General features: G+C 62.6%; 22 protein-coding genes and 1 other RNA gene. 11 read left to right on the top strand and 12 right to left on the bottom strand.

All coding sequences use genetic code 11. The features are described 5' to 3' along the window. Nucleotides 1-3: 3 nt before the first annotated feature. The gene (locus CQ019_RS05655; RefSeq protein ID WP_105569112.1) at nt 4-2,265 is read right to left on the bottom strand and encodes an excinuclease ABC subunit UvrA; all 2,262 of its coding nucleotides are present in this window, start codon (nt 2,263-2,265) and stop codon (nt 4-6) included. A 3-nt stretch (nt 2,266-2,268) separates the two neighbouring features. Continuing rightward, nucleotides 2,269-3,207 (bottom strand): dihydrodipicolinate synthase family protein, encoded by a 939-nt coding sequence (locus CQ019_RS05650; protein ID WP_255248456.1) that lies wholly within the window; start codon nt 3,205-3,207, stop codon nt 2,269-2,271. Nucleotides 3,208-3,522: 315 nt separating this feature from the next. On the opposite strand from CQ019_RS05650, the gene CQ019_RS05645 reads away from it, so the two are divergent. Beyond that, a complete protein-coding gene (locus CQ019_RS05645; RefSeq protein ID WP_105569111.1) occupies nt 3,523-4,806 on the top strand; it encodes a dicarboxylate/amino acid:cation symporter in 1,284 nt (427 codons plus the stop codon). A gap of 116 nt (nt 4,807-4,922) precedes the next feature. On the opposite strand, the gene CQ019_RS05640 is transcribed toward CQ019_RS05645, so the two are convergent. Further along, the gene (locus tag CQ019_RS05640; RefSeq protein ID WP_105569110.1) at nt 4,923-5,354 is read right to left on the bottom strand and encodes a hypothetical protein; all 432 of its coding nucleotides are present in this window, start codon (nt 5,352-5,354) and stop codon (nt 4,923-4,925) included. A gap of 200 nt (nt 5,355-5,554) precedes the next feature. Between CQ019_RS05640 and CQ019_RS05635 the strand changes: the two genes are divergently transcribed. After that, nucleotides 5,555-5,980, top strand: a complete 426-nt coding sequence (locus tag CQ019_RS05635) for a hypothetical protein (RefSeq protein ID WP_105569109.1) — start codon at nt 5,555-5,557, stop codon at nt 5,978-5,980. Between the two features lie 89 nt (nt 5,981-6,069). On the opposite strand, the gene CQ019_RS05630 is transcribed toward CQ019_RS05635, so the two are convergent. Together CQ019_RS05630 and CQ019_RS18690 are read right to left on the bottom strand one after the other, a co-directional pair. Then, complete coding sequence (locus CQ019_RS05630; RefSeq protein ID WP_374954777.1) at nt 6,070-6,621, bottom strand: hypothetical protein; 552 nt, start codon at nt 6,619-6,621, stop codon at nt 6,070-6,072. Continuing rightward, complete coding sequence (locus CQ019_RS18690) at nt 6,618-7,322, bottom strand: MFS transporter (RefSeq protein ID WP_105569107.1); 705 nt, start codon at nt 7,320-7,322, stop codon at nt 6,618-6,620. The genes CQ019_RS05630 and CQ019_RS18690 overlap by 4 nt, the downstream gene beginning before the upstream one ends. Before the next feature lie 85 nt (nt 7,323-7,407). Here CQ019_RS18690 and CQ019_RS05620 point away from each other — a divergent pair, with 85 nt between their 5' ends. The 3 genes from CQ019_RS05620 (at nt 7,408) to CQ019_RS05610 (ending at nt 9,577) form a co-directional block, all read left to right on the top strand. Beyond that, on the top strand, nt 7,408-7,827 hold the full coding sequence (locus CQ019_RS05620) for a ClpX C4-type zinc finger protein (protein ID WP_096287045.1): 420 nt from the start codon (nt 7,408-7,410) through the stop codon (nt 7,825-7,827). 509 nt (nt 7,828-8,336) lie between these two features. Continuing rightward, entirely contained in the window at nt 8,337-9,224 is an 888-nt protein-coding gene (locus tag CQ019_RS05615) for a hypothetical protein (protein WP_146113326.1), read from the top strand. Continuing rightward, a complete protein-coding gene (locus CQ019_RS05610) occupies nt 9,221-9,577 on the top strand; it encodes a GntR family transcriptional regulator (protein ID WP_105569105.1) in 357 nt (118 codons plus the stop codon). The genes CQ019_RS05615 and CQ019_RS05610 overlap by 4 nt, the downstream gene beginning before the upstream one ends. Nucleotides 9,578-9,710: 133 nt before the next feature. Here the strand turns inward: CQ019_RS05610 and CQ019_RS05605 are convergent, their stop codons facing one another. The 5 genes from CQ019_RS05605 to msrA form a co-directional block, all read right to left on the bottom strand. Further along, nucleotides 9,711-10,196, bottom strand: a complete 486-nt coding sequence (locus tag CQ019_RS05605; protein WP_105569104.1) for a hypothetical protein — start codon at nt 10,194-10,196, stop codon at nt 9,711-9,713. Nucleotides 10,197-10,689: 493 nt separating this feature from the next. After that, the gene (locus tag CQ019_RS05600) at nt 10,690-12,270 is read right to left on the bottom strand and encodes an alpha/beta hydrolase domain-containing protein (protein WP_146113325.1); all 1,581 of its coding nucleotides are present in this window, start codon (nt 12,268-12,270) and stop codon (nt 10,690-10,692) included. A 211-nt stretch (nt 12,271-12,481) separates the two neighbouring features. After that, nucleotides 12,482-13,066: a serine O-acetyltransferase EpsC gene (epsC, locus tag CQ019_RS05595; protein WP_105569102.1), complete on the bottom strand. Its 585-nt coding sequence runs from the start codon at nt 13,064-13,066 to the stop codon at nt 12,482-12,484. 139 nt (nt 13,067-13,205) lie between these two features. Continuing rightward, complete coding sequence (cysK, locus tag CQ019_RS05590) at nt 13,206-14,141, bottom strand: cysteine synthase A (protein ID WP_105569101.1); 936 nt, start codon at nt 14,139-14,141, stop codon at nt 13,206-13,208. Between the two features lie 127 nt (nt 14,142-14,268). Continuing rightward, a complete protein-coding gene (gene msrA / locus CQ019_RS05585; RefSeq protein ID WP_096288819.1) occupies nt 14,269-14,796 on the bottom strand; it encodes a peptide-methionine (S)-S-oxide reductase MsrA in 528 nt (175 codons plus the stop codon). A gap of 131 nt (nt 14,797-14,927) precedes the next feature. On the opposite strand from msrA, the gene CQ019_RS05580 reads away from it, so the two are divergent. Then, nucleotides 14,928-15,881, top strand: a complete 954-nt coding sequence (locus tag CQ019_RS05580; protein WP_105569100.1) for a Nif3-like dinuclear metal center hexameric protein — start codon at nt 14,928-14,930, stop codon at nt 15,879-15,881. Beyond that, a complete protein-coding gene (locus CQ019_RS05575; protein ID WP_258133864.1) occupies nt 15,857-16,267 on the top strand; it encodes a VOC family protein in 411 nt (136 codons plus the stop codon). Before CQ019_RS05580 ends, CQ019_RS05575 begins: the two co-directional genes overlap by 25 nt. Before the next feature lie 68 nt (nt 16,268-16,335). On the opposite strand, the gene CQ019_RS05570 is transcribed toward CQ019_RS05575, so the two are convergent. Continuing rightward, complete coding sequence (locus CQ019_RS05570; RefSeq protein WP_105569098.1) at nt 16,336-19,206, bottom strand: exo-alpha-sialidase; 2,871 nt, start codon at nt 19,204-19,206, stop codon at nt 16,336-16,338. A 520-nt stretch (nt 19,207-19,726) separates the two neighbouring features. Then, nucleotides 19,727-20,506, bottom strand: coding sequence for a YaaA family protein (locus CQ019_RS05565; protein WP_105569280.1), 780 nt, complete (start codon nt 20,504-20,506; stop codon nt 19,727-19,729). Nucleotides 20,507-20,647: 141 nt separating this feature from the next. Here CQ019_RS05565 and CQ019_RS05560 point away from each other — a divergent pair, with 141 nt between their 5' ends. The 4 genes from CQ019_RS05560 (at nt 20,648) to CQ019_RS05545 (ending at nt 24,714) form a co-directional block, all read left to right on the top strand. Then, complete coding sequence (locus CQ019_RS05560; protein ID WP_258133863.1) at nt 20,648-22,108, top strand: NAD(P)/FAD-dependent oxidoreductase; 1,461 nt, start codon at nt 20,648-20,650, stop codon at nt 22,106-22,108. A 46-nt stretch (nt 22,109-22,154) separates the two neighbouring features. After that, an RNA gene (gene rnpB / locus CQ019_RS05555) (RNase P RNA component class A) lies at nt 22,155-22,509 on the top strand. 188 nt (nt 22,510-22,697) lie between these two features. Beyond that, a complete protein-coding gene (locus CQ019_RS05550; RefSeq protein WP_096288801.1) occupies nt 22,698-24,155 on the top strand; it encodes a glyceraldehyde-3-phosphate dehydrogenase in 1,458 nt (485 codons plus the stop codon). 97 nt (nt 24,156-24,252) lie between these two features. Continuing rightward, on the top strand, nt 24,253-24,714 hold the full coding sequence (locus tag CQ019_RS05545) for a hypothetical protein (RefSeq protein ID WP_096288799.1): 462 nt from the start codon (nt 24,253-24,255) through the stop codon (nt 24,712-24,714). The last annotated feature ends 106 nt before the right edge of the window (nt 24,715-24,820 follow it).

Below are 24,820 nucleotides of genomic sequence, written 5' to 3'. Positions count from 1 at the left end.
GGGCTAGCCGGCGGTGTATTCGGCCAGGTGCTGGCCGGTGAGCGTGCCGGAGCCGGCCAGCTGCGCCGGGGTCCCTTCGAAGACGATGCTGCCGCCGTCGTGGCCGGCGCCCGGGCCCAGATCGATTACCCAGTCCGCGTGGGCGACCACGGCCAGATGGTGTTCGATCACGATCACCGTATTGCCTTCGTCCACCATTTCATCGAGCAATCCCAGCAGCCGATCCACGTCCGCCATGTGCAGGCCGGTGGTGGGTTCGTCCAGGATGTAGGTTCCCTGCCCCTTGCCCAGGTTGATCGCCAGCTTCAGGCGCTGGCGTTCGCCGCCGGAGAGGGTGTTCAGCGGTTGGCCGAGCTTGATGTAGCCCAGGCCCACCTGGTTCAGCCGTTCGAGCATGGCCTTGGCCTTGGGGACCTTGAGCTGTTCGAACGCTTGTTCGATGCTCAGGTTGAGCACCTCGGCGATGTTCAGCCCGTCCAAGCGGTATTCGAGGACCTTCGCGGTGTAGCGCTTGCCTTCGCAGACCTCGCAGCGCAGTTGCACTCCGGCCATGGTGGCCAGATCGGTGTAGGTGAAGCCCACCCCGTTGCAGTTCGGGCAGGCCCCTTCCGAATTGGCGCTGAACAGCGCCGGCTTGACGGAATTGGCCTTGGCGAAGGCCGCGCGGATCGGATCCAGGATCGAGGTGTAGGTTGCCGGGTTGCTGCGCCGGGAGCCGCGAATGGCGGACTGGTCCACCACCGCGACGTCCTCGCGCTTGGAGATGGTGCTGTGGATGAGCGTGGACTTTCCGGAGCCGGCCACCCCGGTGATCGCGCACAGCACGCCGCGCGGGATGTCCACGTCGATATTCTTCAGGTTGTGCGTGCTGGCCGCGCGGATCTGCAGCGGATCCTTGCCGCTGCGCACATTTTGCTTCATTGGCACCCGGGCGGAGAAGTGCCTGCCGGTCACCGTGTCGCTGGCCAGCAGGCCTTCGAGGTTGCCCGCGTAGCTGATATTGCCGCCGTGCAGCCCGGCGCCGGGGCCGAGGTCGATCACATGGTCGGCGATCTTGATGACCTCGGGCTTGTGCTCGACGACCAGCACCGTATTGCCCTTGTCGCGCAGGTCGCGCAGCAGGTGGTTCATGCGCTGGATATCGTGCGGGTGCAATCCCACCGTGGGTTCGTCGAAGACGTAGGTGACATCGGAAAGCGCGCTGCCCAGATGGCGGATCATCTTCACGCGCTGCGACTCGCCTCCGGAGAGGGTGCCGGCCGGGCGGTCCAGGGAAATGTAGCCCAAGCCGATCTGGATCATGGAGGCGAGAATCGCGCGCAGATTGGCCAGCAGCGGAGCGGCGTCCTCGATCACCAGCTTCACGAGCTCCGCATGCAGGTCGGTAACCTGCATGGCGGTCATCTGGGCGATGCCCAGGCCCGCAATCTTCGAGGCGCGCGCCTTCTCGCTCAATCGCGAACCGTTGCAGGCCGCGCAGGGTGCGGTGGTGGAAATCCGCTCGATCCAATCCCGGATATGCGCCTGCTTGATCTCCCGGCCCGAGTGGATGTAATTGGACTTGATCCGGGTGATCAGCCCGGAGTAGCTCATATTCGCCCCGTTGAGCTTGACCTTGCCCGGCTCCGCGTAGAGCATCCGCTCCAGCATGTCCTTGGGCATGTCCTTGAGCTTCACCTGCAGGTCCGGCTCGGTGCCCGCGGTCAACGTCTGCCAGAGCCAGGAATCCGGGGCGAAGTTCGGGGCCGTGATGGCGCCCTCGGCCAGCGTTTTATCCCAGTCGAGCAGTTCGTCCAGGTCGATGCTCGCCTCCGTGCCAAATCCCTCGCAGGTCGCGCAGGCCCCCTCGCCAAGGTTGAACGAGTACGCTCCGGCCCCACCGGCGCTCGGCGTGGAATAGCGCGAGTAGAGCACGCGCAGCAGCGAGTACGCGTCGGTGGCGGTGCCCACGGTGGAGCGCGAGTTCGCCCCCATGCGCTCTTGATCCACCACGATCGCCGCCGACAGGTTTTCCAGCACCTCGACATCGGGCCGCGGCATCGAGGGCATGAAGGACTGAACGAAGGAGGTGTAGGTTTCGTTGATCAGCCGCTGCGACTCCGCGGCAATGGTGCCGAAGACCAGCGAAGACTTGCCCGAGCCGGAGACTCCGGTAAAAGCGGTGATGCGGCGCTTGGGGATGTCCGCATCCACCCCCTGCAGATTGTTCTCCCGTGCTTGGCGGACGCGGATCAGGTCGTGGGTATCTGCAGGATGCTGGGTCATGAGCTAAATCCTACCCAGTTCCCGCAGCAGCTCCCTGGCCCGGGTGCGCAGTTCCTCGCTCAGATTGTGCAACGGGGCCGGCAGGGCGGAGTCCGAGACCATGCCGAGTTCCCGGGCCAGTCCCGCGATGGCGCGGGCGCTGCCGCCGCAGGCGGTGTAGAACTCCCACAGGCTGGCAAGCTGCCCCGATTCGGCGAGCGCACGCTCATGGTCTGACTCGCTGGCCGGCTTGGAGATCCGCAGCGCCAGCTCCGGCAGGGCTCCGGCGAGCACGCTGTACCACCCGTCGCACCCGGCGGCCAGGCCCGCGGCGGCGACGGCATCTCCCGAAATCCCCAGCGTGACGTCCGCCGGGATCACCGAACGGATGGCTGCGACGTGCTCGCGTGCCGCTTGCGGGTTAGCCGGCAGCGGCGGGATCTTGATCGACGCGACATTTGGCAGGGCGCCAATGCGCGCGTAGAGCTCCAGGCTGAAGCTGAAGTGGGTGGTGCCCGGGTTGTCATAGAGGATTACCGGCAGGGTGCTCGCCGCGCAGACCGCGGCAAATAGGGCGAACACCTCATCTTCGGTCAGCGGCTGATAGCTGACCGGCGCCAGGAGCAGTCCTTGGGCCCCGGCCAGCTCGGCCGAACGCACATTCGCCAAGACCTGCGAGGTGCGCAGCGCACCGACGCCCACGTACACCGGCGTTCCGTTGGCGGCAGGCACCGCCAGCTCGGCTGCCCGGGCGCGCTCGCCGGGATCGAGATAGGCGTACATGCCGGTGGAACCGAGCACGGTGATCGAGTCGACGCCGCTGCCAGATAGCCGCTCGATGAGCGCGGTGAAGCGTGGCTCGTCGAGGCTGTCCTCGACCAGGGGAGTGAGCGGGAAGGCGCTGAGCCCGGAAAACATATCGAGGTGCTCCAAGTCATGGGCGGATAGGATGGTGTCTCTCATTAAAGCCGGGGGTAGCGCCGTGGCAGAATATGACGCGGTGCAGGTAACTTGGTGTCCCTCCACGGGCTGGAGCGCTAGCGTTTAACCGTTGTTCGGAGACGGAACGCTGCGTGGATTCGCCAAAGCGCGGGATTCTCTGGACAAAAGGCGAGAGTTGGCGGCATTGAGCCACGTCTCATCCATATGACCTGGCTCATGGTTTCTAAGAACCGAGTGCAGGCCATAACATGGTGGATGCATGTCGTGCGCCACAAAACCCGTGGTCTCGACGCCCCTCAGCTCGTCACACATCATTCGTCACCATGAAAGAAGCACATGAACCTGTTGAAAAAGATCCCACTGCTTGGGTGGATCCTTGTTGCTATCGTCCTGGGTATTCTGCTTGGGCCGGTGATGCCGGTGTGGCTGGGCAGCGCTTTCCTCACCTACAACTCGATCTTCTCGGGATTCCTGAGCTTCATCGTGCCGCTGATCATCTTGGGCCTGGTGATGCCCGCGATCGCCGAGCTGGGCAAGGGTGCCGGTAAGTGGCTCGGCGTGACGGCGCTGATCGCTTACTCCTCCACCGTTCTGGCCGGCCTGCTCGCCTACTTCGTGGGCCGCTGGCTGTTCACCGCCTCGCTCAGCGGCGGCGGCGTGGAAACCCTCGGCGAGGACTCCGGGTCCGGGTTCGAGGCCTACATCTCGCTGGTGACATCCGCCGGCGACGGGGCCACCGAGATCGTCTTGGAACCAGTCATCGGTGTGATGAGCGCGTTGATCCTCGCGTTCGTGATCGGCATCGGCCTGACCGCATTCCGCAGCACCGTGCTCTTCCGCGGTGCCGTCGAATTCCGCACCATCATCGAGATGGTAATCCGCCGCATTATCGTCCCGGCACTGCCGCTGTTCATCTTCGGAATCTTCCTTGACCTCTCGGCCAGCGGCTCGGCCGTGACCGTGGTGACCAAGTTCCTGCTCGTGGCCGTGGTCTCCTTCGCGCTGACCCTTGTGGTGCTGCTGGTCCAGTACACGGTGGCCGGTTCGATGACCGGGCAGAACCCGCTGAAGGCGCTGTGGAATATGCGTGACGCATACTTCACCGCCCTGGGTACCTCCTCTTCGGCGGCCACCATTCCGGTGACCCTCGCCTCGGCGAAGAAGAACGGCGTCTCCGATTCGGTGGCAGGCTTTGTGGTGCCACTGGGTGCAACCATCCACCTCTCCGGCTCGATGGTCAAAATCACCTGCTTCTCCCTGGCCGTGCTGCTGCTCACCGGCGGCAATGTCTCCTTCGGCGCATTCCTGCCATTCATCCTGATGCTCGGTGTCATGATGATCGCCGCTCCTGGCGTTCCCGGCGGTGCCATCGCGGCTGCCGCTGGCCTGCTGGCGCAGATGCTCGGCTTCGGCGAGGTCGAGGTTGGCCTGATGTTCGCCGCCTACATCGCGCTGGACAGCTTCGGCACCGCCACCAACGTGACCGGCGACGGCGCCATCGCGTTGATCATGCACAAGCTCACCCGCGGCAAGCTCGGCGCGCAGGCACAGGATCCTGCCGATGAGCAGGTCGAGGTCATCGCGGGCAGCGGCAAAGAGTCGCACACCCTGGCCGACTAGCTCTTCGCACCACCAAAAAACACCTGGGACCAACGCATAAGCGTTGGTCCCAGGTGCTTTAAGCGCTCAACCGGTGTGCTTGTCGCGGTGGGGCCGCAGAAGTTCAAGGAACGTGGCTACGGGCCGGGGACGAGGACATTGTCGTGAATCCTGATCCATCCTTCGGATTCCAGCTCGCGGGTATCAGCGTCATCCCTGACTAGGGAAGCCGCAAGGCCGCTGGGTGGAGCCGACGCGGTCACTATCACGTCGGTTGCTCCCAGCGAACTGCAGCCGGAAAACCAATGGGGATCTGCGCCTGGGGGAACAACGATGATGCAGCCTAGCGAGGAATCAGGGGACTCGGCAACGAAATACCGGACCTGTTCGTGGGTAATCAAGAGCCTTGAACTTTCCCGGTCAATGGCGTCTCCCAAATCAACCGCTGCGGGCAAGGCATCCTCGGAAGCGAATTGCTCATCCAGAGCCGGAATCCCGCTATGCCCGGAACACGCGGTGAGGGCCAGCACCCCACCGATGCCAATGACTGCTACAGAAATCCTACGCATACGCATTTTCGAACCTTCCGGGTGGACGTTAATGAAAGGCTACCTCAGCACAGGTTTCAGGTCCCGCGGCTGATGTTTTCTTGACCCCAAGGGGTCGGTTCGTCCTAGTTCCTGCCCGATGGGGGAAGTGCTGCCGGGCATAGCGTTCTTTGTTTGGCTTCCATGCGAAGGACGGGCAGGCAAGGCGGTAGGTTTGAAGCATGGCACGGATTCGCAGAGCCGTATACGGACTTTGGGTAGGTACGCTCGCTGTGCTGTTGGCTGGATGCGCATTTGACAGCCTCATCTGGGGAAACGATGGTGCCCAGGTGATTCAAACGACCGAGCAGTTTGTGAGTGATATGGCTTCGGGCGAAACGCCAGACACTGTCTGCGAGGATTTCGTTGCGGATCTCGGATCGCCCAGCGACTGGTCGGGGCGTTCCGCCGGCGAGCCGGAGGAGTTCTTCGCCGGGCATTGGGTTGATCAAGCGGCGCTCGACCCTCAGTGGAGCATCAATCTAGAAGGTCTTCCCGAGGGGGCAGTGCCCGGCACCGACTACCCGGGAGACGTCTTTTATCGCGAAACCGACGATGGACTATGCGTGATCGACGTGTCTTGGTCGACGCTCTTCGCCGTGAACTGATCAGCTAGGCACCTGCGCGGCAGCTCGTTTGCTGTCTGCTCTCCCGGTCCGTGAAGACGCGTGGTCGCATGCGCCGCATCCTCTGCCTGCTAGAGAAAAGACTTCAGGGACTGATCGCGGAGGATCGGTAGCGCGGCGGCTCCCGCCAACACCGCCCAGACGCACAGCAGCGGGACGGGCCCGGTTAATGCCGCGATTGCTCCGCCCAGTAGTGCAGCAATAGGCATGATGCCCAGGGTGATGGTCCGTTGGGCCGAGCCCACGGTGGCCAGTTCCTCGGCCGGAACACTACGTGGCAGGACTTCCGCCCCGGCAACTGCGGATATCGACACCAGAAAACTCCATGTGAGGGATTGGGCCGATAGCCAGATGAGTTCGTGGCCGGGCAATTGCTGGCAGGCGATAGCCATGGCTACAGCGGGAACCGAAAGGAACGCTGCCGCGATTCGAAGCGTTCTCAGCCCGAATTTCGCCGAAAGTCGCGGCGAAAGGCCTGCTCCGAGGATGGCGCCGATCGCGGAGACGATTCCCAGGGCGGCGAACGCTGCAGGTGCAACGCCGAGGTCCCGCAACAGGAAGACCGGCAGCACGGTGTTGCCCAGCATGACCCCGGCGTTCATCAGTGCTCCGGACTGGGTCAAGGCCCATAGGGCAGGTACTCGGTGCAAGGTCTGGAATCCGTCGCGAAACTCCCTTTTCCCCGGCGTGCCGGACTTCGCTGGGCAGGGGCTGAATCTAACTTGATGCCGCGCTGGAACAGGACAGACCCCGCGTAGGAGCATATTGCCGCCCAGATCATGCCGGGCATACCGAGCAATCCCAAGGTAAGGCTGCCGGTGGCCGCAGCAGCGGTGGATGCTGTCTGATTGACGATGGCCAGGCGTGAGTACGCGTGTTTCAAGCGTTCGGTCTGGACCAGCCGCGGAATGACAGTGCTTTGGGCGGTGGTGAACACGACATCTGCGAGTCCGATGACCACCGCGGCGCCGATGACCACGGCGCCCGAAAGCCAACCGGCATAGAGCGATGCGAAAAGGCCCAGCAGTACTAGGCACCGGGCACCGGTGGCCACGCGCATGGCCCGATGTCGGTTTCTCAACCGGTCAATGAGCATGCCAATGGGCACCCCGAGCAGCAGGAACGAGGCCAGTCCGATCGAGTTGAGGATCCCCACAAATCCCGTACCGAAGCCCAAGATGGAGACCGCCAGGATGGGCAGGAGCGTCCGGGCCAGCACGTCGCCACAACCCTCCGCGGCGCTGGTCGACATCAGAAAGGTGAAGGCGCGGGGGAGCCTTGCCGGTGTTTGCTCGGCTAGCGCGGTCGGATCGTGCAAGGTCATGGGCTCCCAAACTTCGTGTCAGGTATCTCCTTACACCTTGTCAGGTACTGGCTGACAAAACAAGAAGTTCGCCTAGACTGGTTTCATGGGAAATGAAATCGGCGGCGTCAAGGACATTGCCAGTGCCGACCAACCGTTCATGTGTTCGTTCTGCCTCCGATCGCGTGAAGAAACGGGCGTTCTGGTGGGAGCGCCAGCGGTGGGTATCTGCCGTCAATGCGCGGAGGCTGCCCTAGGGCTTTTTCACAAAGCGGATCCCGAGGCGCACTCGATTGCGCGTGCCCCATGGGACATCTTGAATGACGCGGACCTGCTCCGGCAGCTTCCCCGTGTGGCCAAGGCGCGAGACGACGTCGAGGGCCACCTTCGCAACTGGGTCTCTGCCGCCAGGGTGCGGAAGTTGAGCTGGGCCAGCATCGGAGAATCCTTGGGGATGTCGCGCCAGTCGGCTTGGGAAAGGTTCCACCAATCGACTGCCGCCCAACGCGCCGAGGATGGGCAGTAGCCGGAACCAATTGAGGTTCGTCCGCACGGCAAGAAAGTGGCCGGCCGCACCCGGGCGCGGAGAATATCATAGCCATTCCCACGCAAGGGTCGGCCGGCGTTGACGGTGATTAACCCAAGCGTTTCCCAGCCTGTATCCCCGATTGACGACTCGTGTTCCGATGCGGACAATGGTCGGCAGCCTTGAAATGCATAAGGCTGGATCGTGGCTGGAATTGCAGTCATGGCAGTGACTGACGCGAGTTCGATGATCCCATATTCGATCACCGTCGTGACGGTGGCCGACCAGCGCTAAGACCGTGCCCGATAGTTTGATCAGGGCTTCACTTCGAGCTGAAGCGAATTCTCATTGAGGGGCATTATTTTCCTCCGTGTCCCAGCGCTCGGCGCAGGGTGATGCCCGGATCAAATGGTGCTAGCCCTAGAAAGTGTACTAATGCTATGGCACACTTATGTGCCATACCACTAGTACACTTTCGGGAGGCAAATTCAATGATCATGATTCTGTACATGGCAGGCCCAACTGTTGTTGCACTGCTCATTGCGTTAGCTATGGCGCTTTTCGGCCGGCGAGCGCACTTGGTCCTGCCCAAAGCCGTACGTCGATCCACTCTCCTCGGAATGGTCCTCGCGCTTGGAGGCGTCATCGCATTGGCCGCCTGGCCCCTGTACTTGTGGAGGCTGGCAAACCTCGGTGAAGACCCAGTCCTGGTAGTGCAGCTTGTCCGTTATCTGGCCCCACTGGTCTTGACCGTTGTTGCCTTGATCTTCATGGTGGTTCCCGCGCCTGCATCCGGCCCGAGCGGTTCCGCCGCGCTGGCCCCACGTACTCTCCTGACTTTCACTTCTCGTGCCTGGCTAGCTTGCCTGGCCGCTGTGGTGGCTGCGGCGTTCGCCATCGCGCTTTTCGCTGGACTGGCTTCAAACCCTGACGAACGCGGCAGATATGTGATGTTCACGATGCACCCCGCCGAAGGCGTCAGCGCGAGCACGAATATCTACGGATGGTGGTTTTCGACGCCTTGTTTGATCTTGATCGCGATCATTTGCATGACTGTACTGATCGGTGTTGGCTCGATTTCACGTCCAGCACTAGCCAGCGAATCACAACGCGATGCAGGCCAAAGGGCTGTACGCAGCAGCAAGATCTTCTCTGTCGCCACTGGAGGGGTGCTTCTCCACCTCAGCGTCACCCTGCAAACCCTCTCAGGCACGGCCTCGCTCAGCTATTCTCAAACGGGATGGTCGGAGTTCGGAACCTCCTTTGCGGCACTTGGGCCAGTGCTGCAGGTGGCTGCGCTCCTTGCATCTATCGTCGGCATGGTGTTGTGGTGGTCAGTCTTGATCGGATCACTCGCCACGCGTACACATGAAACCAGCAAGGCAGCGCGGCCATGATCATCACCCTCACCGAATCAGGCGCCCCGATTGTCGATCAGATTCGGGACCAAATTCTCGGGCTCATTACCTCCGGTTTGTTATCCGCCGGCCAGAAGCTGCCCTCCGTCCGGCAACTGGCCAATGACTTAGGCATAGCGCCCGGCACAGTTGCCAAAGCCTATACGGCCCTTGAGGGCGAAGGCTTCCTCGTCACCCGGATCGGAAGTGGTACACGCGTCAGCGCAAATGGCTCGGCCACCCCTGGCGCTGTTCTCTCAGCGGCTACGCACCTTGTCAAAACGAGCAAAAGCGAAGCCGTTGAGCTAGATGAAACGATCCGTATCCTACGCGCCATATGGTTCACATCTTGACCCGAATTCCGCTCTGGACCTCGCGGCCTTGAAGATGGCAATCCTCCGTTCCCAGCACTGGCAGAGGCCAAAAGCCGGCTCTCGTCATACCCCCTGGACCGCCGACCGAACCCAAAACCGGCACTTTCCCGACTCAGTCCAATCGCACTTGGCATGTCTTGCCGGTTAGCTGACTATCAAGAGTGAATTCAAGCGTTAAGAGCCGAGCTGTCTTCGGAGGCTCGGGAAGATACACCCAAGAGGCCTCCCACCCCGCCGCGCTCCCGGCGACTTGTCCGGCGCTCAACCGGTAAGTGGTCCCCGCGTCGTCGGAGATGACCGCTCCAACCGGACCAAGAACGAGCTGGCCGGGCATTGATGGCGGGTCTCCCGCGGCTTCCTCCCCATCACGGTTCCTCAGCTCGGCCCATTGCGCCAATTGCTCTTCGTAGCGAACGTCGCGCTGCCACGTCTCGTGGCTGCGAATGCCTTGAAAGTAGATCCTGACGCCCTCGCGTCCCAGCCATTCGTCGGAAACGATCGGTACATCGGCCATCGCTTCGATGCCGGCAAACCGTACGTCTACGCCATCATTGGTTGCGACAACAAGATCTGCCGGAGCTGAAACAATCCTCATCATTTGGCCAGCCTAGCGCTACCGGCGTGGATTCTCTTCGGGTATTGCTGCTCCGATCCCGTACGCCGATCCACCACCGGAACTTCTGGCGCCGAGACCTCGATTCCATTCATGGATGTCCCTCTTTGAACCATAGGCAAAGTATGGATGTGGACGGATGCGGCTCGTGCCTCGGGCTTCATTGCCAGACCCGGACGCTGCGAGTCTGAGCTATGACCCAGGCGATTGTGGGTATGGAGAGACATCCGCGGGCATCACCTCTACGCTTCGGCGAAACCCGGATGGCCGCTCAAGCCGGGTAAACCTTGCGCAGTTCGCGAGGCAGGCAGGCCGATCCGGGATATCCCGCCATGGCCGCTCAAGCCGGGGTAATCGCGCAGTTGGGGCGACTGCGCTTCCAGCAGCCGTCGGAGACCGTGCGCACCGCCAAAAGCACCTGGGACCAACGCTGATGCGTTGGTCCCAGGTGCTTTTGCGCTCAACCGTTGTTCGGAAGCTACTTCGTGCCGGCTGGCACGCCGATGCGATCCAGGAGATCGTTGGCCACTTCGGCGAAGTACCGCTGCCCCCATTCGGTGAGGTAGCCCTGCTCGATCAGCTTCGCGTCGACCTTGCCGACCAGCTCCAGATAAGCGGACCGGGTCCCGTAGTTCAGCGCAAATTCTTCCGCGGAGATCAGCTCCATCGAGCCGTATACCGCCCCCGGATGCGCTGCCCCGTGGAACTGGCCCAACGGGTGCTCCAGCAGCCCGTAGCGCAGTCCGCCGGCGGCATTGCCGTCCGCGCCGCGTACCAATTGGCCCGCCGACTGCTCCAACCACTGAGAAGGCGCGGCTTCGCGATTTCGCTTGGACCAGTTGATCAGCGACTCGGTGGCCGCAACGACCGCAGGTTCCAGCGGAAAGGTGTTCAGCGTGCTGCGGAATGCCTCGTCGTGCACCGCGGTATTCGGCAGTCGTCCGGAACGGTAGATTTCGGCATCCGCCGGGACGACCGGCGACAGCAGATCGGTGTGCGGCGTGCCCGGCACCTGCCAGTGACGTCGATTCTCCGTCAGTTCCTTCTCGGCCAGGGTGGCGGCCCCGAACAGGCCTGCATCGCCCTCGGAGGTGACCGTGATGAACGGGACATCCAGCGCCGGCTCGGACCCGGGCACCGTCGCCAGCCCGCCGGCCTGCGGCTGGGCCAGAGGACGCTCGAGGACGGCTCCGACGGTGTTCAGGTACCCGTCGAAGACCGGTCCGCGGTTGGCCTCGGTGACGGGCTCGTGGAAGTTCGAGGCATAGGTGTTCAGGTAGAGTCCCGACTGGGATTGGCCCATGAGCAGCACGGTTTTCGCCTGCTGGCCGCCAAGCAGCGCGCGGCCTTGCCTGCTCTCCAGCAGCGTGCCCACCTGGGTGATGATGTCCCAGGCGAGCCCTTCTTCGGCTCCGGGCACCACCATGAACGGGTCGAAGGACGAGGGGTCATCGCGGTCGGCGATGATCGGTTCGCGCTCAGCGTCCGCGGTATCCCAGCTCAGCGGCGCATAGCGTTCGGGGTCGAAGTTCTTCAACGCGTCGACCTGGATGGGCTTGGACGTCACGCCGATGATCGTGTGGCCTTCTTCTACGGCCCAGTCCCACATGCGCCGCAGGTGGTCCTCGCCGGGAAAGCCGTTGGAGGCGTTGAGGATGTCCACGAGCACCACGCCAGAGGAGTCCGCCTTCTTGGCCGGGCGGCGCACCAGCAGGTGGTTGGTATACGGCACGTTTTCCGTGACAACCTGCAGTTCGCCCTCGGGATTGCCGTAGACGTTCGCTTCACCGCGCAGGAAGAACTCTTCCTCCACGTAGCCCAGCTCCGACACATCCGCCGGCACCCGAGCGTGGCTCAGGGAGGACCAGGGATAGCTATCCCCGGTGGCTTCGATCGGCCCGAGCACCTCGGGGACGGCTTCGAGCGTGCTGCTGCCGGAATGCGGATGCTTGGCCGGGGCCGCGCCCGCCGGGGAGGCGAGCAGGCCCAGGCCAAGGGCGCCGAGGCAGGACGCTGCCAAGAGCTTTCGGTATCGCCGGTTTCTGGATTGATGAGGCACGGTCCACTCTTTCGTGGGGCAAGTTGATGATCGGGATGCAGCTGCGCACCCCTGATCGTCAGCATCTCAGTGGCCAGATCGGGCAGTCCACTGGTTGCCATAACTTGCCGGCGCCTAATTGCAGAGCAGATTAAATGCCGGTGGCCCGGTGCCTTGGCGCAGCAATTGCTGTGCCAAGGCACCGGGCCACCGCGGGCGGCTCAGCGGGGGATCAGATCCACATCGCCGGGTCGATGTACTCCGCCGGATCCACCGCGGGCTTATGCTCTTCTGGCTTGCGCGGACGGTTCTGCGCCGGAATGCCGGTGACGATCGAACCGGCCGGTGCGTCCTTGACCACCACCGCGTTCGCGCCAACGGCCGAGTCGGCGCCGATGGTGATCGGGCCCAGGATCTTCGCGCCGGCACCGATGACCACGCGGTCCTCGATGGTCGGGTGGCGTTTGGTCTTGGCCAGCGACCGGCCGCCCAGGGTCACCCCGTGGTAAAGCATCACGTCGTCGCCGATCTCGGCGGTTTCGCCGATGACGATGCCCATGCCGTGGTCGATGAAGAAGCGCCGCCCAATGGTGGCGCCGGGGTGGATCTCGATGCCGGTGATTGCACGGTTCGCCTGCGAGAGCAGCCTGGCCGGCCAGCGCAGCGAGGGGTTCTGCCACATCTTATGCGCCAACCGGTGAATCCAGATGGCATGCAATCCTGAATACACGAAGAAGTTCTCGGTATCGCTGCGTGCTGCCGGGTCATGGGAGCGGGCATTGGCGAGGTCTTCACGTAACCGGGAGAAAAAACTCATATAAACAACCTTAGTGCGTGCAGCATGCTGAGGTGCCGCTGAATCGGGCACATGACAAATCGGCGCAAACCGCACCGCGGACCTATTAAGATCCAACGACGGGTCACGCCGATTTATTCGCGTAGAAGGAAACTATTTCCTAGCCGCGGATGTCATCGAAGAGCAGGGTGGAGATGTAGCGCTCACCGAAGTCGGGGATCACGGTGACGATCTGCTTGCCGGCGTTCTCTTCGCGGGCCGCGATCTGCAGGGCGCCCCAGACGGCTGCACCGGCGGAGATGCCGCCGAGGATGCCTTCCTTCACGCCCAGGTCGCGTGCCACCGAGACCGAATCCTCGATCGACGCGTCGAGCACCTCGTCATACAGGTCGGTGTCGAGCACCTCGGGGATGAAGTTCGCGCCCAGACCCTGGATCTTGTGCGGGCCTGGCTTGCCGCCGTTGAGGATCGGTGAATCCTTGGGCTCGACCGCAACGATCTTCAGGTTGGGGTTCTTTTCCTTCAGGTAGCGGCCCGCACCGGTGATGGTGCCACCGGTACCGATGCCGGCCACGAGCACGTCGATCTTGCCATCGGTATCGGCCCAGATCTCCGGGCCGGTGGTGTCCGCGTGCACCTGCGGGTTCGCGGTGTTCGCGAACTGCTGGGCCCAGATGGCGTTGTCCGAGGTGGCCACGATTTCCTTGGCCTTCTCGACCGCACCGCGCATGCCGTCGGCACCCGGGGTCAGCACGATCTCGGCACCGTAGGCGCGCAGCATCACGCGGCGCTCGGTGGACATGGTCTCCGGCATGGTCAGGATGACCTTGTAGCCGCGGGCCGCGCCGACCATGGCCAGGGCGATGCCGGTGTTGCCGCTGGTGCCTTCGACGATGGTGCCGCCTGGCTTCAAATCACCAGACTTTTCGGCGGCATCGACGATGGCCACGCCGATGCGGTCCTTGACCGAGTTGGCTGGGTTGTAGAACTCCAGCTTCACTGCGACGCTGCCTGGCAGCCCTTCACCTAAGCGGTTGAGCTTCACCAGGGGGGTGTTGCCGATGATCTCGGTGACATTGTTGTAGATCTTGCCCATGTATACGCAATCCTTACGTGACTCGATGCAGGCCGCTGATGCCCGGCGAGGGTGGTTGGAGAACGCCGTGAATACGGCGTTTCGTCCTTAAAGTTTCACTGCTAACCCTAATCGGCTCGCTCGCCGCTTAGCTCTCGTTAAGCCATTGGGCGTAATATTTCCTGACTTTTGCGAGCTTCGGGTCAATAATGACTCGGCAATACCCGACTTCTTGGTTCTCCGAGTAGTAATCTTGGTGCACTTGCTCGGCCGGGTAGAAATCTTTCGACTCCTCGATAGTCGTCACGATCGGGTCCGGGTAGAGTGCCGCGTACTTTTGCATGCTCGCCTCGAAGACCTCGCGCTGGCTTTCATCCAACGGGAACATCGCCGAACGATACTGCGTGCCCACGTCATAGCCTTGGCGGTTGAGCGTCGTCGGGTCGTGCACGGTGAAGAACATGTCCAGGATGACTTCGGCGGGAACCACCTGTGCATCAAAGATGACCGCAACCACCTCGGCGTGGCCGGAGGTGCCGGAACACACCTGCCGGTAATCCGGATTGCTGGTATGTCCGCCCTGGTACCCGGAGAGCACCGCGTGCACACCACGGGTGCGCTGGTACACGGCGTCGAGGCACCAAAAGCAGCCTCCGGCAAGGACAAAGGTCGTCAGTTCGGTGTCCGCCACGGTCATTCGGGCAGAGAAGCGATGGGGCGTGTCTAATCTGAGAATACTCACAGAGTCCATAACGTCGCGGCGTTGCATTATGTTCCTGAGCGGGCTGCACCGCGTAGGGTGGAAGCATGCAGAGCAAGGCTAATACCCCGCAGGATCCGGAGCAGAAGAACCCGGCTTCGCCGTCCGCCAACCTGTCTTCCGTGAGCGATGAAGCGGCAGAGAACGTCGAGGCCGACGCGAGAACCGGTGCCACGACCCTGGGCGAAGTGCTTGAGGCCGCGGAAGAGCTGTGGCCGCAGTCGCTGGCCGAAGATTGGGATGCCGTAGGCCTGGTCACCGGCCGCACCACCGCCAAGGTGACGAAGATCGTCCTAGCGGTGGACCCTACCTTGGAAGTCATCAACGATGCGATTGCACGCGACGCCGATCTGCTGATCACCCACCACCCGCTGTTATTGCGCGGAGTGACCCAGGTGGCGGGCACCAGCTTCAAGGGCGAGGCAATTCACCGGCTGATCGAAACAGGCACCGCCTTGTTGACCGCCCACACCAACGCCGACAATGCGATCGGTGGCGTGAATGATGCCCTGGCCGACGCCTTCGGCCTCACAGACTGCGTGCCGCTGGTCGAAACCAAGGACGGCCTGCCCGAAGAGGGCCTGGGACGAGTTGGCTACCTCGACAAGCCGATGAAGCTCGAGGACTTCGCCGAACGCGTGTATACCGTGCTGCCAGCGGTAGCCGGTGGCGTCCGCGTCGCCGGTGAGCGTCTGGGCATCGTCCGCAAGGTCGCCCTGTGCGGCGGGGCCGGAGATTCCCTCTTCGACGCGGTGCGCGCGCACAAGGCCGATGTCTATGTCACCGCGGATTTGCGCCACCACCCGGCCAGCGAAGCCCGTGAATCTGCCGATGGGGGACACCCTTTCCTCATCGATGTGTCGCATTTTGCCTCCGAATGGGTCTGGCTTTCGGCCGGGGCCCGGGCGCTGCAGAACGTCTTGCAGGATCTGGGCCACGAGGTGGAGATCGAGGTGTCGCAGATAAACTCCGACCCTTGGGACTTCGTGCTCACCCCGTAGCGATGCTGCATCATCTCGAACTCTGGGTGGCCGACCTGCGTGCCAGCACCAGCTCATTGGGCTGGCTGTTGCTGCGCCTGGGATTCGACGTCGAGTCCACGTGGGCCAGCGGCGTCAGCTATCGACAGCAGGACTTCTACATCGTGCTCGAATCCGGGCCGGACGTGATCGATGCGCCGCATCAACGGTGCGCCCCGGGAATGAACCATCTGGCGTTCCATGCCGGAAGCCGCGCGCAGGTCGATGAGCTGACCGCCGAGGCGCTCGAGCACGGCTTCACTCTGCTGTTCCCCGCGGAGCATCCGCACGCTGGGGGAGCCGAGCACTACGCCGCGTACCTGGCGGACGCCGCCGGTTTTGAGGTCGAGCTGGTTGCCCACCGATAGCGCAACAGCAGCTGGCGGCGACCCGGTGGATCGGGTACCGGGTCACCGCCAGAAATTGCCTTTCGTCGCTAGCGCACCTTGACCTGAATGATCTTGGTCTTGGTTTCTCCGACCTTGTTGCCCAGCACCGCCTGGTACTGGTAAGTGCCGGGTGCTCGCTGGCTCAACGTGGTGACGGCTTTTTGCGCTGCGGGGGTAGCGACCGTCAGCTCCTGTTCGTCGACGAGCACACCATTCTCGTAGAGGCGATAGCCGCTGGCGTTGGTGCCCCACCACATGTTGGTTTCAAGGTTAACCCTCCCGCCGGTCTTCGCGGCGGATCCGCTGAGCACGCCCGTCGTTGGGTTGGTGTCCGTAACCTCCACCTCCAGCTCTTCGGTCCTCGTGGTTCCGGCAGCATTGGTGAGCATGGCTTGGTAGACGTACACCCCGTTGGGCTTGCCGGCAACGTCCACCGTCGCTTGCTGGGCCGCAGGCGAATTTGATTCGAGCTCTTGGCGGGAGATCTCCACGCCGTCCTCCAGCAGCACGAATCGTGAAGCATTGGCGCCCCACCACAGGTTCATGCTGACGGTGTAGTCACCGTCCTTCAGGCCAGTGTCATGTCCGTTATCGTGCGAAAGCACCGCACGCGCCGGCTGGCTGGTCTCTGAGTCCTGGGGCGCTTGCGGAAGCTGCGTGGCGGCCAAAGTGTACTGCGCTTCGACCTGACGCAAGCCATTCTTTGCCGTCGAAACCTCAGTGGAGGCGTCGAGGGTACCGGCTTCGATATCCGACGCGGAAAGCTTTCGCGTGGCGCTCGCCGTCTGGGATTGCCCGGCTTCCAGCGCGGAAAGATCATTTCCGGCCCACTGCAGGTCCTTGAGCCGAACGTTGCCTTCGTTGGAAACTGTGAGTTCGTAGGCAACGACGTCACCAAGGGAGGCGTAGCCATCATCGTCCTTGTCGACGAATTCTGGTTCGGCTACCGAGATGCTGAGCCCGGGATTGCGTTCAAGGAGGTCCACTTCGTCCCCGGTGATCTGGTAGTCGTCAACAATCGCATCGAACTCATTCAAGCGTCCCGAGGTCCAATGAGTTGCGGGGACGAAGAATCCGTCGGCCAGATCGTCAGCGGTTACCTCGTGAGCAGGGGTAGTGCAGGCATAAGACTTGCCGGCGGCGAGGTTCGAATAGCGGCAGTTCCCCGAAGGGCTGGGCTCACCCACCGGTTTGGCCGCAAAAGGTGAAAAGTTGCCTTCCGTGGGAACGACCCACTGGTTGATGTTCCCCGTGTTTTTCACCAGGAAATGATAGGGAAGTTTCTCCCCGACCTGATAAGGATCCGCTGCTGGATCACGTTCGGCATCGCCACGTTTTCCTGTGACCTCGATGCCCGTGACTTCCCTGCCTGCGATGGCGGTTTCGACAACAGCCTGCGAGGTCTTGCCCGAGGCGGTGGTGAACTGCAGTTGAAGGTTTTGCCGGCCGTTGGCCACGGCGGCGATATCCACCGGCAGCGCCACCGTGGTGGTTTCGCCTGCTGGCAGGTTCTCTACTTCCACCGGTGCCGCGGAGAAGTTATCGGAGGAAGCAAGCTGCACCGAACCGGATAGCGGCTCGCTTTCCTGGTTGGTGATGGTCACTTCAACATCCTGGGTGCTTCCGGCCGCGGCGCTGAAGCCATCGGCGGACAGTGGTGCACAGACGTAGTTCAGCCACTGTTCATCGAAGGAAGCGAACTGCATGTTGTTGGTATAGCTAGCCTCAAAGAAGACACCGAACTGTCCCTTGTCTAAGGCGGTAGCCACCGAGTAGGCGGAGAAGCCGCGGCGGATGGTGCGCAGACCGGGCCAGGTCTTGCCGTCGTCGCAGGAGACTCGGGCCGAAACATTCTCACGGGCGGTTTGGGAATTGGAACCGGTGTAGAGCAATTTCTTTGCCTCTGCGCTATTTGCTTCGGCGTTCGGGTGCATTTGCGTCACATGAGCGTTGTTTGTTGGATCTGGAAGGTTCTTGTCCTGTTCGACCTTCGAATAGCTATGCCCTCCGTCGTGTGAGATGGCAACTTTTCGGTAGCCGCCACCTGCTGAATCGCGGGAGTTGAGCATGATACGCCCATCGGAAAGCTCGACAACTTTATTTTCATCCATCGAATGCCCGGTGAATTCGCCGCGCTGCCAGGTTTTTCCGTGGTCATCGGAGTAGATCGAATACGCCTGGATGGATCGTGAACCGTCCGGCTGCATGACGTCGCCTGCGTACTGCTGGATCAGACGTCCGGCGTATGGCCCGCGTGCGACTTGAATTCCCGCTCCGGATGTCGCGAAAGTCCCACGGACTGCCCCCGGGACCGCACTATCTCCCGGTTTGACTACGTCGGTGATCAACCGTGGTTCGCTCCAAGTTAGCCCGGCATCCGTCGAATGAACCACGGCTGCGCTCAAGACGTTGCGATTGGAGTCGTCATTGCCCCAGGTGCTTCCGTGGAAGCCCTGGTCTTTGGAATACACGAAGAAAGCGAAGACCTTTCCGCTCTCTCGGTCCACTACGTAGCTTGGATCCGAATAGCCGTATTTGCCATCTGCTGCCGAGCCGGAGAATCCCGCGGCAATAGTGCTGAGCGGGCCCCAGGTGGCGCCGTTGTCCGTACTTCGCCGCTGGACAATGCTGTTGGCATTGGGGGCATCGGCGGCGCTGCCTGGACGGGCGTCCCACGAAGAGATGACAACTCCGTTTCCAAGGTGCGCCAAGGCGGGGATGCGGTAGAAAAAGTTCTCCGCTGTCCGATCCGCACCGAGATTAAGCTCGGAGTAGCTGCCGGGGGGAGTTTGGGGATCGGCTTCAGCGACCGTTGATGCTGCTTGCGCGCCAGGCGCCCAAGCGAGGGGCAATATCAGGGCTGCGGCGAATGCTGCCGCCAGGGTCTTGCTGCGGTGATTCTTGGAGTAAATCCGCACGGGCTAGCTTCCTCTCGAGAATGGGGGGGAGTCCGTGAAACAAGTTGGACGTATGACGTAGGACGTCACACATGAAGCCTATGTGAATTGCATCACGCTTGTAAGGGTGCAGTGCAATAATTCTCGAGCGAGAGGCCGCTAGGCAGATCCCGTGGCGGGAAACCCTCGTCGATTTGGGCGCGCAAAGGCTGGCGCTAAGCGTTTGGAATTCTTTGCGCAGCTGCATTCAACCCGGCGCGACGGGCCTCAGTCTGGTTTGGAGCTCATTTCGACTGGGCTGTTTCATATCGCATGCTGTTGAGCGGCGTGCCAGAAGATGCGGCCGGGTGGGATTTCAGGTCGGATTCCCCCATCTGGTGTCCGCCTGCGGAGCCGAGTTACCCGATATCTATTTCTCCGAAGAGATGCGCAGTGGCAGAACGCGCCTGAAAAGGATTATTCCGAGTTGTGCCGATGCGCGAGGCGGAATCTCGTGGAAAAAGCCGGGCGCAATCGGCGCCGGCGGGTCCAGCTCAGTGACCTATTTTGCGGTGGTGAACTGGTGATCTGCGGAAAGCAGGATGTTCAGCGCGAGGCCCTTTTTGTCTTCGACCAGGCTCGCTTCCCATTTGGTCTTGGCCAGGGCGAGCAGTTCCTCCGGGTTCTGCGGGGCAACGGGCTGCTCCACCAAGAAGCGCGCGACCTCGCCACGGGTGTGCTTGGCGAAATGCGAAACCACCTTCGGGACGCCATTGCGCAGCTGGAACACATTCACCGCAACGCAATTGCCATTGCTCGGTTTGTACGCGGCGGCGTAGGTGCTGGAGCGTGCATCCACGATCAGCTGCCCGGCGGCGACCTCGTCAAGCACCGGCGTCAGCCGCTTCTTCCACCAGCTGGCCAGCTTGCCCAGCGGTTCGAGCTTCGCCGACATGGACAACCGGTAGGGCGGGATCCGGTCCGCAAAGCCTACGGCACCCCAGAGGGCGGATACCACGATGATCGATTCGTCGGCGCGCCGCTGCGAGGATTCATCCAGCGAAGCATAATTCAAGGCTTCGAAGAGCACACCCGAGTAGATGTCGTGCGCCCGGGCGGAAGGTTCGGTATGCAGATTAATATTGCGGGCTACCTCTTTGGCCAGCGACGCTCCCACGCCAAGAACTTCCATGGCATCTTCGCGAGCCGACACTTCCGCGAGAGCCGACAGGACCTGACCGCGTTCGGCGACGAGCTCCGGGAAGGAGAGGTCTTCGATTTCAAACACAGCGCCTTCGGCGTGGGCGGTCTTACCTTCGGAAGGCGGCAACAGAATAAGCACGCCTTCCAGCCTATCGGAGATCAACCTCCGTTTCTTTCAGGGGCGCCGGCGCCGGGCGAATCCGGGGCATGTACCAAACGGGCACCGCTGGCTACGCTGGGACCACAAGCCTGCAAGCAGCCACCACAGTGAGGAAAGAGCATGTCCGAATCTCCGGAAACCGCAATGCCTGCTAGCGCCGAGCGGGACTATGACTTGATCGTGCTCGGCGCCGGACCGGCCGGCGAGAACGTCGCCGACTACGCAACCAAACGCGGATTGCGCGTGGCCATCGTCGAAGCCGAACTGGTCGGCGGAGAATGCTCCTATTGGGCGTGCATGCCGTCCAAGGCCCTGCTGCGCAGCGGACACGCGCTGCGTGCGGCACGCCGGCTGCCCGGGGCCCGCGAGGCGATCACCGGCGGCCTCGATGCCGAAGCGGTCCTCGCCCGACGCGATTCATTCACCAGCAATTGGAGCGACGCGGGTCAGGTCGACTGGCTGGCCTCGGCGGGGATCGAGCTGATCCGCGGCCACGGTTCTCTGGCCGCCCCCGGCCTCGTGCAGGTCGGGGACCGGCAGTACTCGGCTAGTGCCGTCGCCCTGGCCACCGGATCCGTCCCGGTGCTGCCCGCTATACCCGGGTTGGCCGAAGCCAATCCGTGGGGCACCCGGGAAGCGACGGCAACGGCGCAGGTGCCGCCGCGTTTGATCATCATCGGCGGAGGCGTGGCGGGCACCGAGCTTGCCTTCGCCTTCTCCAGCCTCGGCTCCGAGGTCACGATGCTCTCCCGCGGGGCCTTATTGAGCCGCGAAGAGCCCTTCGCCGGTGAGCTGGTCTCGGCGGCCCTGAGCGGCGAAGGCGTGCAGGTGCGCTTCGGCGACACGCCGGTGCGCGTGGCGCGAGACGGGCAAGGAATCGTGAGCGTCCACTTGGAAGACGGCACCCAGCTTCGGGCCGAGGAGCTGCTGGTATCAACCGGCAGGCGGCCGAACACGAAAGGCCTAGGCTTGGAAGCGCTGGGCCTGGACCCGCACGGTGCGTTGAGCGTCGATGACACGATGCGCGTGGCCGGCACCGATTGGCTGTACGCCGTGGGCGACGTAAATTCGCGTTCGCTGCTGACCCATCAAGGGAAATACCAGGCGCGGGCCGCGGCCGAGGCGATCGCCGCGCGGCTGGAGGGCGCACCGGTTTCGGGCGAACCCTGGGCGAAGCATGCCGCGACGGCCGATCATGCGGCGGTGCCGCGCGTGGTTTTCAGCGACCCGGAAGTTGCGGCCGTCGGGCTGACCGAACACGAGGCGCGCGGCAAGGGGCTGGATATCCGGGTGGTCGAGCTGGATCTGGGCGCCGTGGCGGGAGCCAGCCTGCACGCGGACGCCTCCGCGGGGCGGGCGAATCTGGTCGTCGAGCAGACGCGCCAGGTGGTCATCGGTGCGACCTTTGTCGGGCAGGATGTCTCCGAGCTGCTGCATGCGGCAACGATCGCGATCATCGGTGAGGTGAGCATGAACCGGTTATGGCATGCGGTCCCGGCCTACCCGACCGTGAGCGAAATCTGGCTGCGGCTGCTGGAGGAGTACCACTATCCGGCCATCACTGTGGCCAGCGGCTCATAACCGATGTCGGCGCGCGCAAACTCGCGGGGCTAGAATGGTTAACGAATGGGATGACTAGGCGATCGCGTGCCGTGCAAACGGCCCGAGGAACGTCCGGGCTCCACAGAACAGGGTGGTGGGTAACGCCCACTCGGGGCAACCCGCAGGCTAGTGCCACAGAAAATAGACCGCCAGGCTTCCTGGTAAGGGTGAAACGGTGGTGTAAGAGACCACCAGCGTCCCGGGTGACCGGGACGGCTTGGTAAACCCCACTCGGAGCAAGGTCAGACAGACTGCGTTATGAGGGCTGTTCGCCCCATGCAGTCGGGTGGACCGCTAGAGGCTGTCGGCAACGGCAGTCGTAGATAGATGATCGTCACCGCGCAAGCGGACAGAACCCGGCGTATCGGTCATCCCATTCACCATCCGCTCACCTCGGGTGAGATGATTCACAGGCGTCCAGCCCCGCAACCGGGGCGCACCGTCTAGAATGGATACGTACTTGCGGGGATGATCCTGTTACCCCGCGCCACCGCAAAAGCAATGGTGCTTCTCACGGTGCCAACCGACTTTATGGATCTGTAAGTCGGCTGAATTGGAAGGATTTTCTGTGACCCAGCAGTCTGTCGTTGCCCAGGAAGAATGGAGCGGGCGCGAAGAGCTCGCCGAGGCCATGATTCCGCTGATCGGACGTCTTTACCGCAAGAACAATGTGGTGACCTCCATCTACGGGCGCAAGTTGATCAACCAGTCCGCAATTGACATCATCAAGGCCCACCGCGTCGTGCGCCGGATCGATGGCAAGGAACTGGCCTTGACGACCACCATGCCCCTCCTTGAAGCAATTGAGACCTTGAACCTCGGTTCGGTTTCCGTTGACTTGGGGCGCCTGAACAAGAAGTTCATCGAATCTGGTTCGCAGGACCTGAACGCATTCTTGACCGCAGAGCTCGGCGACAAGGTCGGCCAGGCCGGCGCTTCGGACGTTGAGCCACAGGACGTAGTGCTCTACGGCTTCGGGCGCATCGGCCGCCTGCTGGCCCGCATTCTCATCGAGCGCGGCGGCTACGGCCTGCGCCTGCGGGCCATCGTGGTGCGCAAGGGCTCGGATGATGACATCATCAAGCGCGCCTCGCTGCTGCGCCGCGACTCGGTGCACGGCCGTTTCGACGGTTCGATCACCGTTGACGAAGCCAATAGCACCATCCAGGCCAACGGAACGCTGATCAAGGTCATCTACTCGAACGACCCAACCACCGTTGACTACACCGAGTACGGCATCAACAATGCCATCGTGGTGGACAACACCGGTCGTTGGCGCGACGAGGCTGGCCTGTCCCAGCACCTGCAGGCCAAGGGCGTCGCCCGGGTCCTGCTCACCGCACCGGGCAAGGGCGATCTGAAGAACATCGTGCACGGCATCAACGATTCCTGGATCACCGCCGAGGACAAGATCGTCACCGCCGCTTCGTGCACCACCAACGCGATCACCCCGGTGCTCAAGGCCCTGAACGACAAGTTCGGCGTCATCCACGGGCACGTCGAAACCGTTCACTCGTTCACCAACGACCAGAACCTGATCGACAACTTCCACAAGGGCGAGCGTCGCGGCCGTTCGGCGGCCTTGAACATGGTCATCACCGAGACCGGCGCCGCCAAGGCAGTGGCCAAGGCCCTCCCGGAGCTGGAAGGCAAGCTGACCGGTAACGCCATCCGCGTACCGACCCCAGATGTTTCCATGGCGATCCTGAACCTGAACTTGGAGAACGGGACCACCAAGGAGGAGCTGAACGCTTACCTGCGTGAAGCCTCGCTGACCTCCAGTCTGCACCGCCAGATCGACTACATCGATTCCCCTGAGGTTGTTTCCTCGGACTTCGTCGGCTCACGCCGCGCGGGCATCGTTGATGGTTTGGCCACCATCGTTTCGGACAAGAACGCCATCGTCTACGTTTGGTACGACAACGAATTCGGCTACTCCTGCCAGGTTGTCCGCGTGATTGAATCAATCGCAGGCACCCACCCGGTAGCAGTTCCAGCAGTGCAGGCGCAGGCAGCTAACGCCTAAGCCTCCAGCGCGCAGGGCGAAGCCCCGATCCTTGGATAAGGATCGGGGCTTCGCCCTTTAATGCGGCTGCCGAAGTTGAGTTGCTATTGTTCGGTGCATGCATTCAAGAATCCGGACCGGTGGTCGATCTAACTTCTTACGTGCCGGCGCACTGCTGGCCGCCGCGCAAATCACCTTGTGCGCGTGCAGCTCTAGCGAAGGGGCCAGTTCCCTGAGCCTGACCTCCGGCACCCCCCGTGCGGTGGTTGATGGGCAGAGCGCGGATGCGCAGGGAGCGCCGGCCGGCGAAGGAGAGGGGGAGTTGCTGGTCGGTCCGGGCGGATGCTTTGCGCTCGATGGCGATGACGGTGCACCGGCACTGCTGGTGTTCCCGGAAGCAACCCAGGTGCTCACCGATGGCTGGCCGGGCCTGGCGCTCGCCGACGAACAATATTTGGTGGGCAACGACGTGCTGTTCAGCGGCGGGTACCGCAAGTTGGATTCGGCCGAGCGCGAGGCGGTGTCCGCATGCCAGCCGCAGGGTGAGGCGTTTTTCGTGCAGGCGCCTGCGGAGAAATAACATCAATCGGCTCATTCGAAACTATGTTCTAATGCTGTTTTTCGGTTTAGGGGCGAAGGACTCAGATTGAGTTCTGCTACGCTCAACGCACCAAGACCGGGGGGAC

This window comes from Arthrobacter sp. MYb229 (assembly GCF_002975405.1).
Lineage (GTDB): Bacteria > Actinomycetota > Actinomycetes > Actinomycetales > Micrococcaceae > Glutamicibacter.
This window is presented reverse-complemented; position numbering and strand designations above follow the sequence as displayed.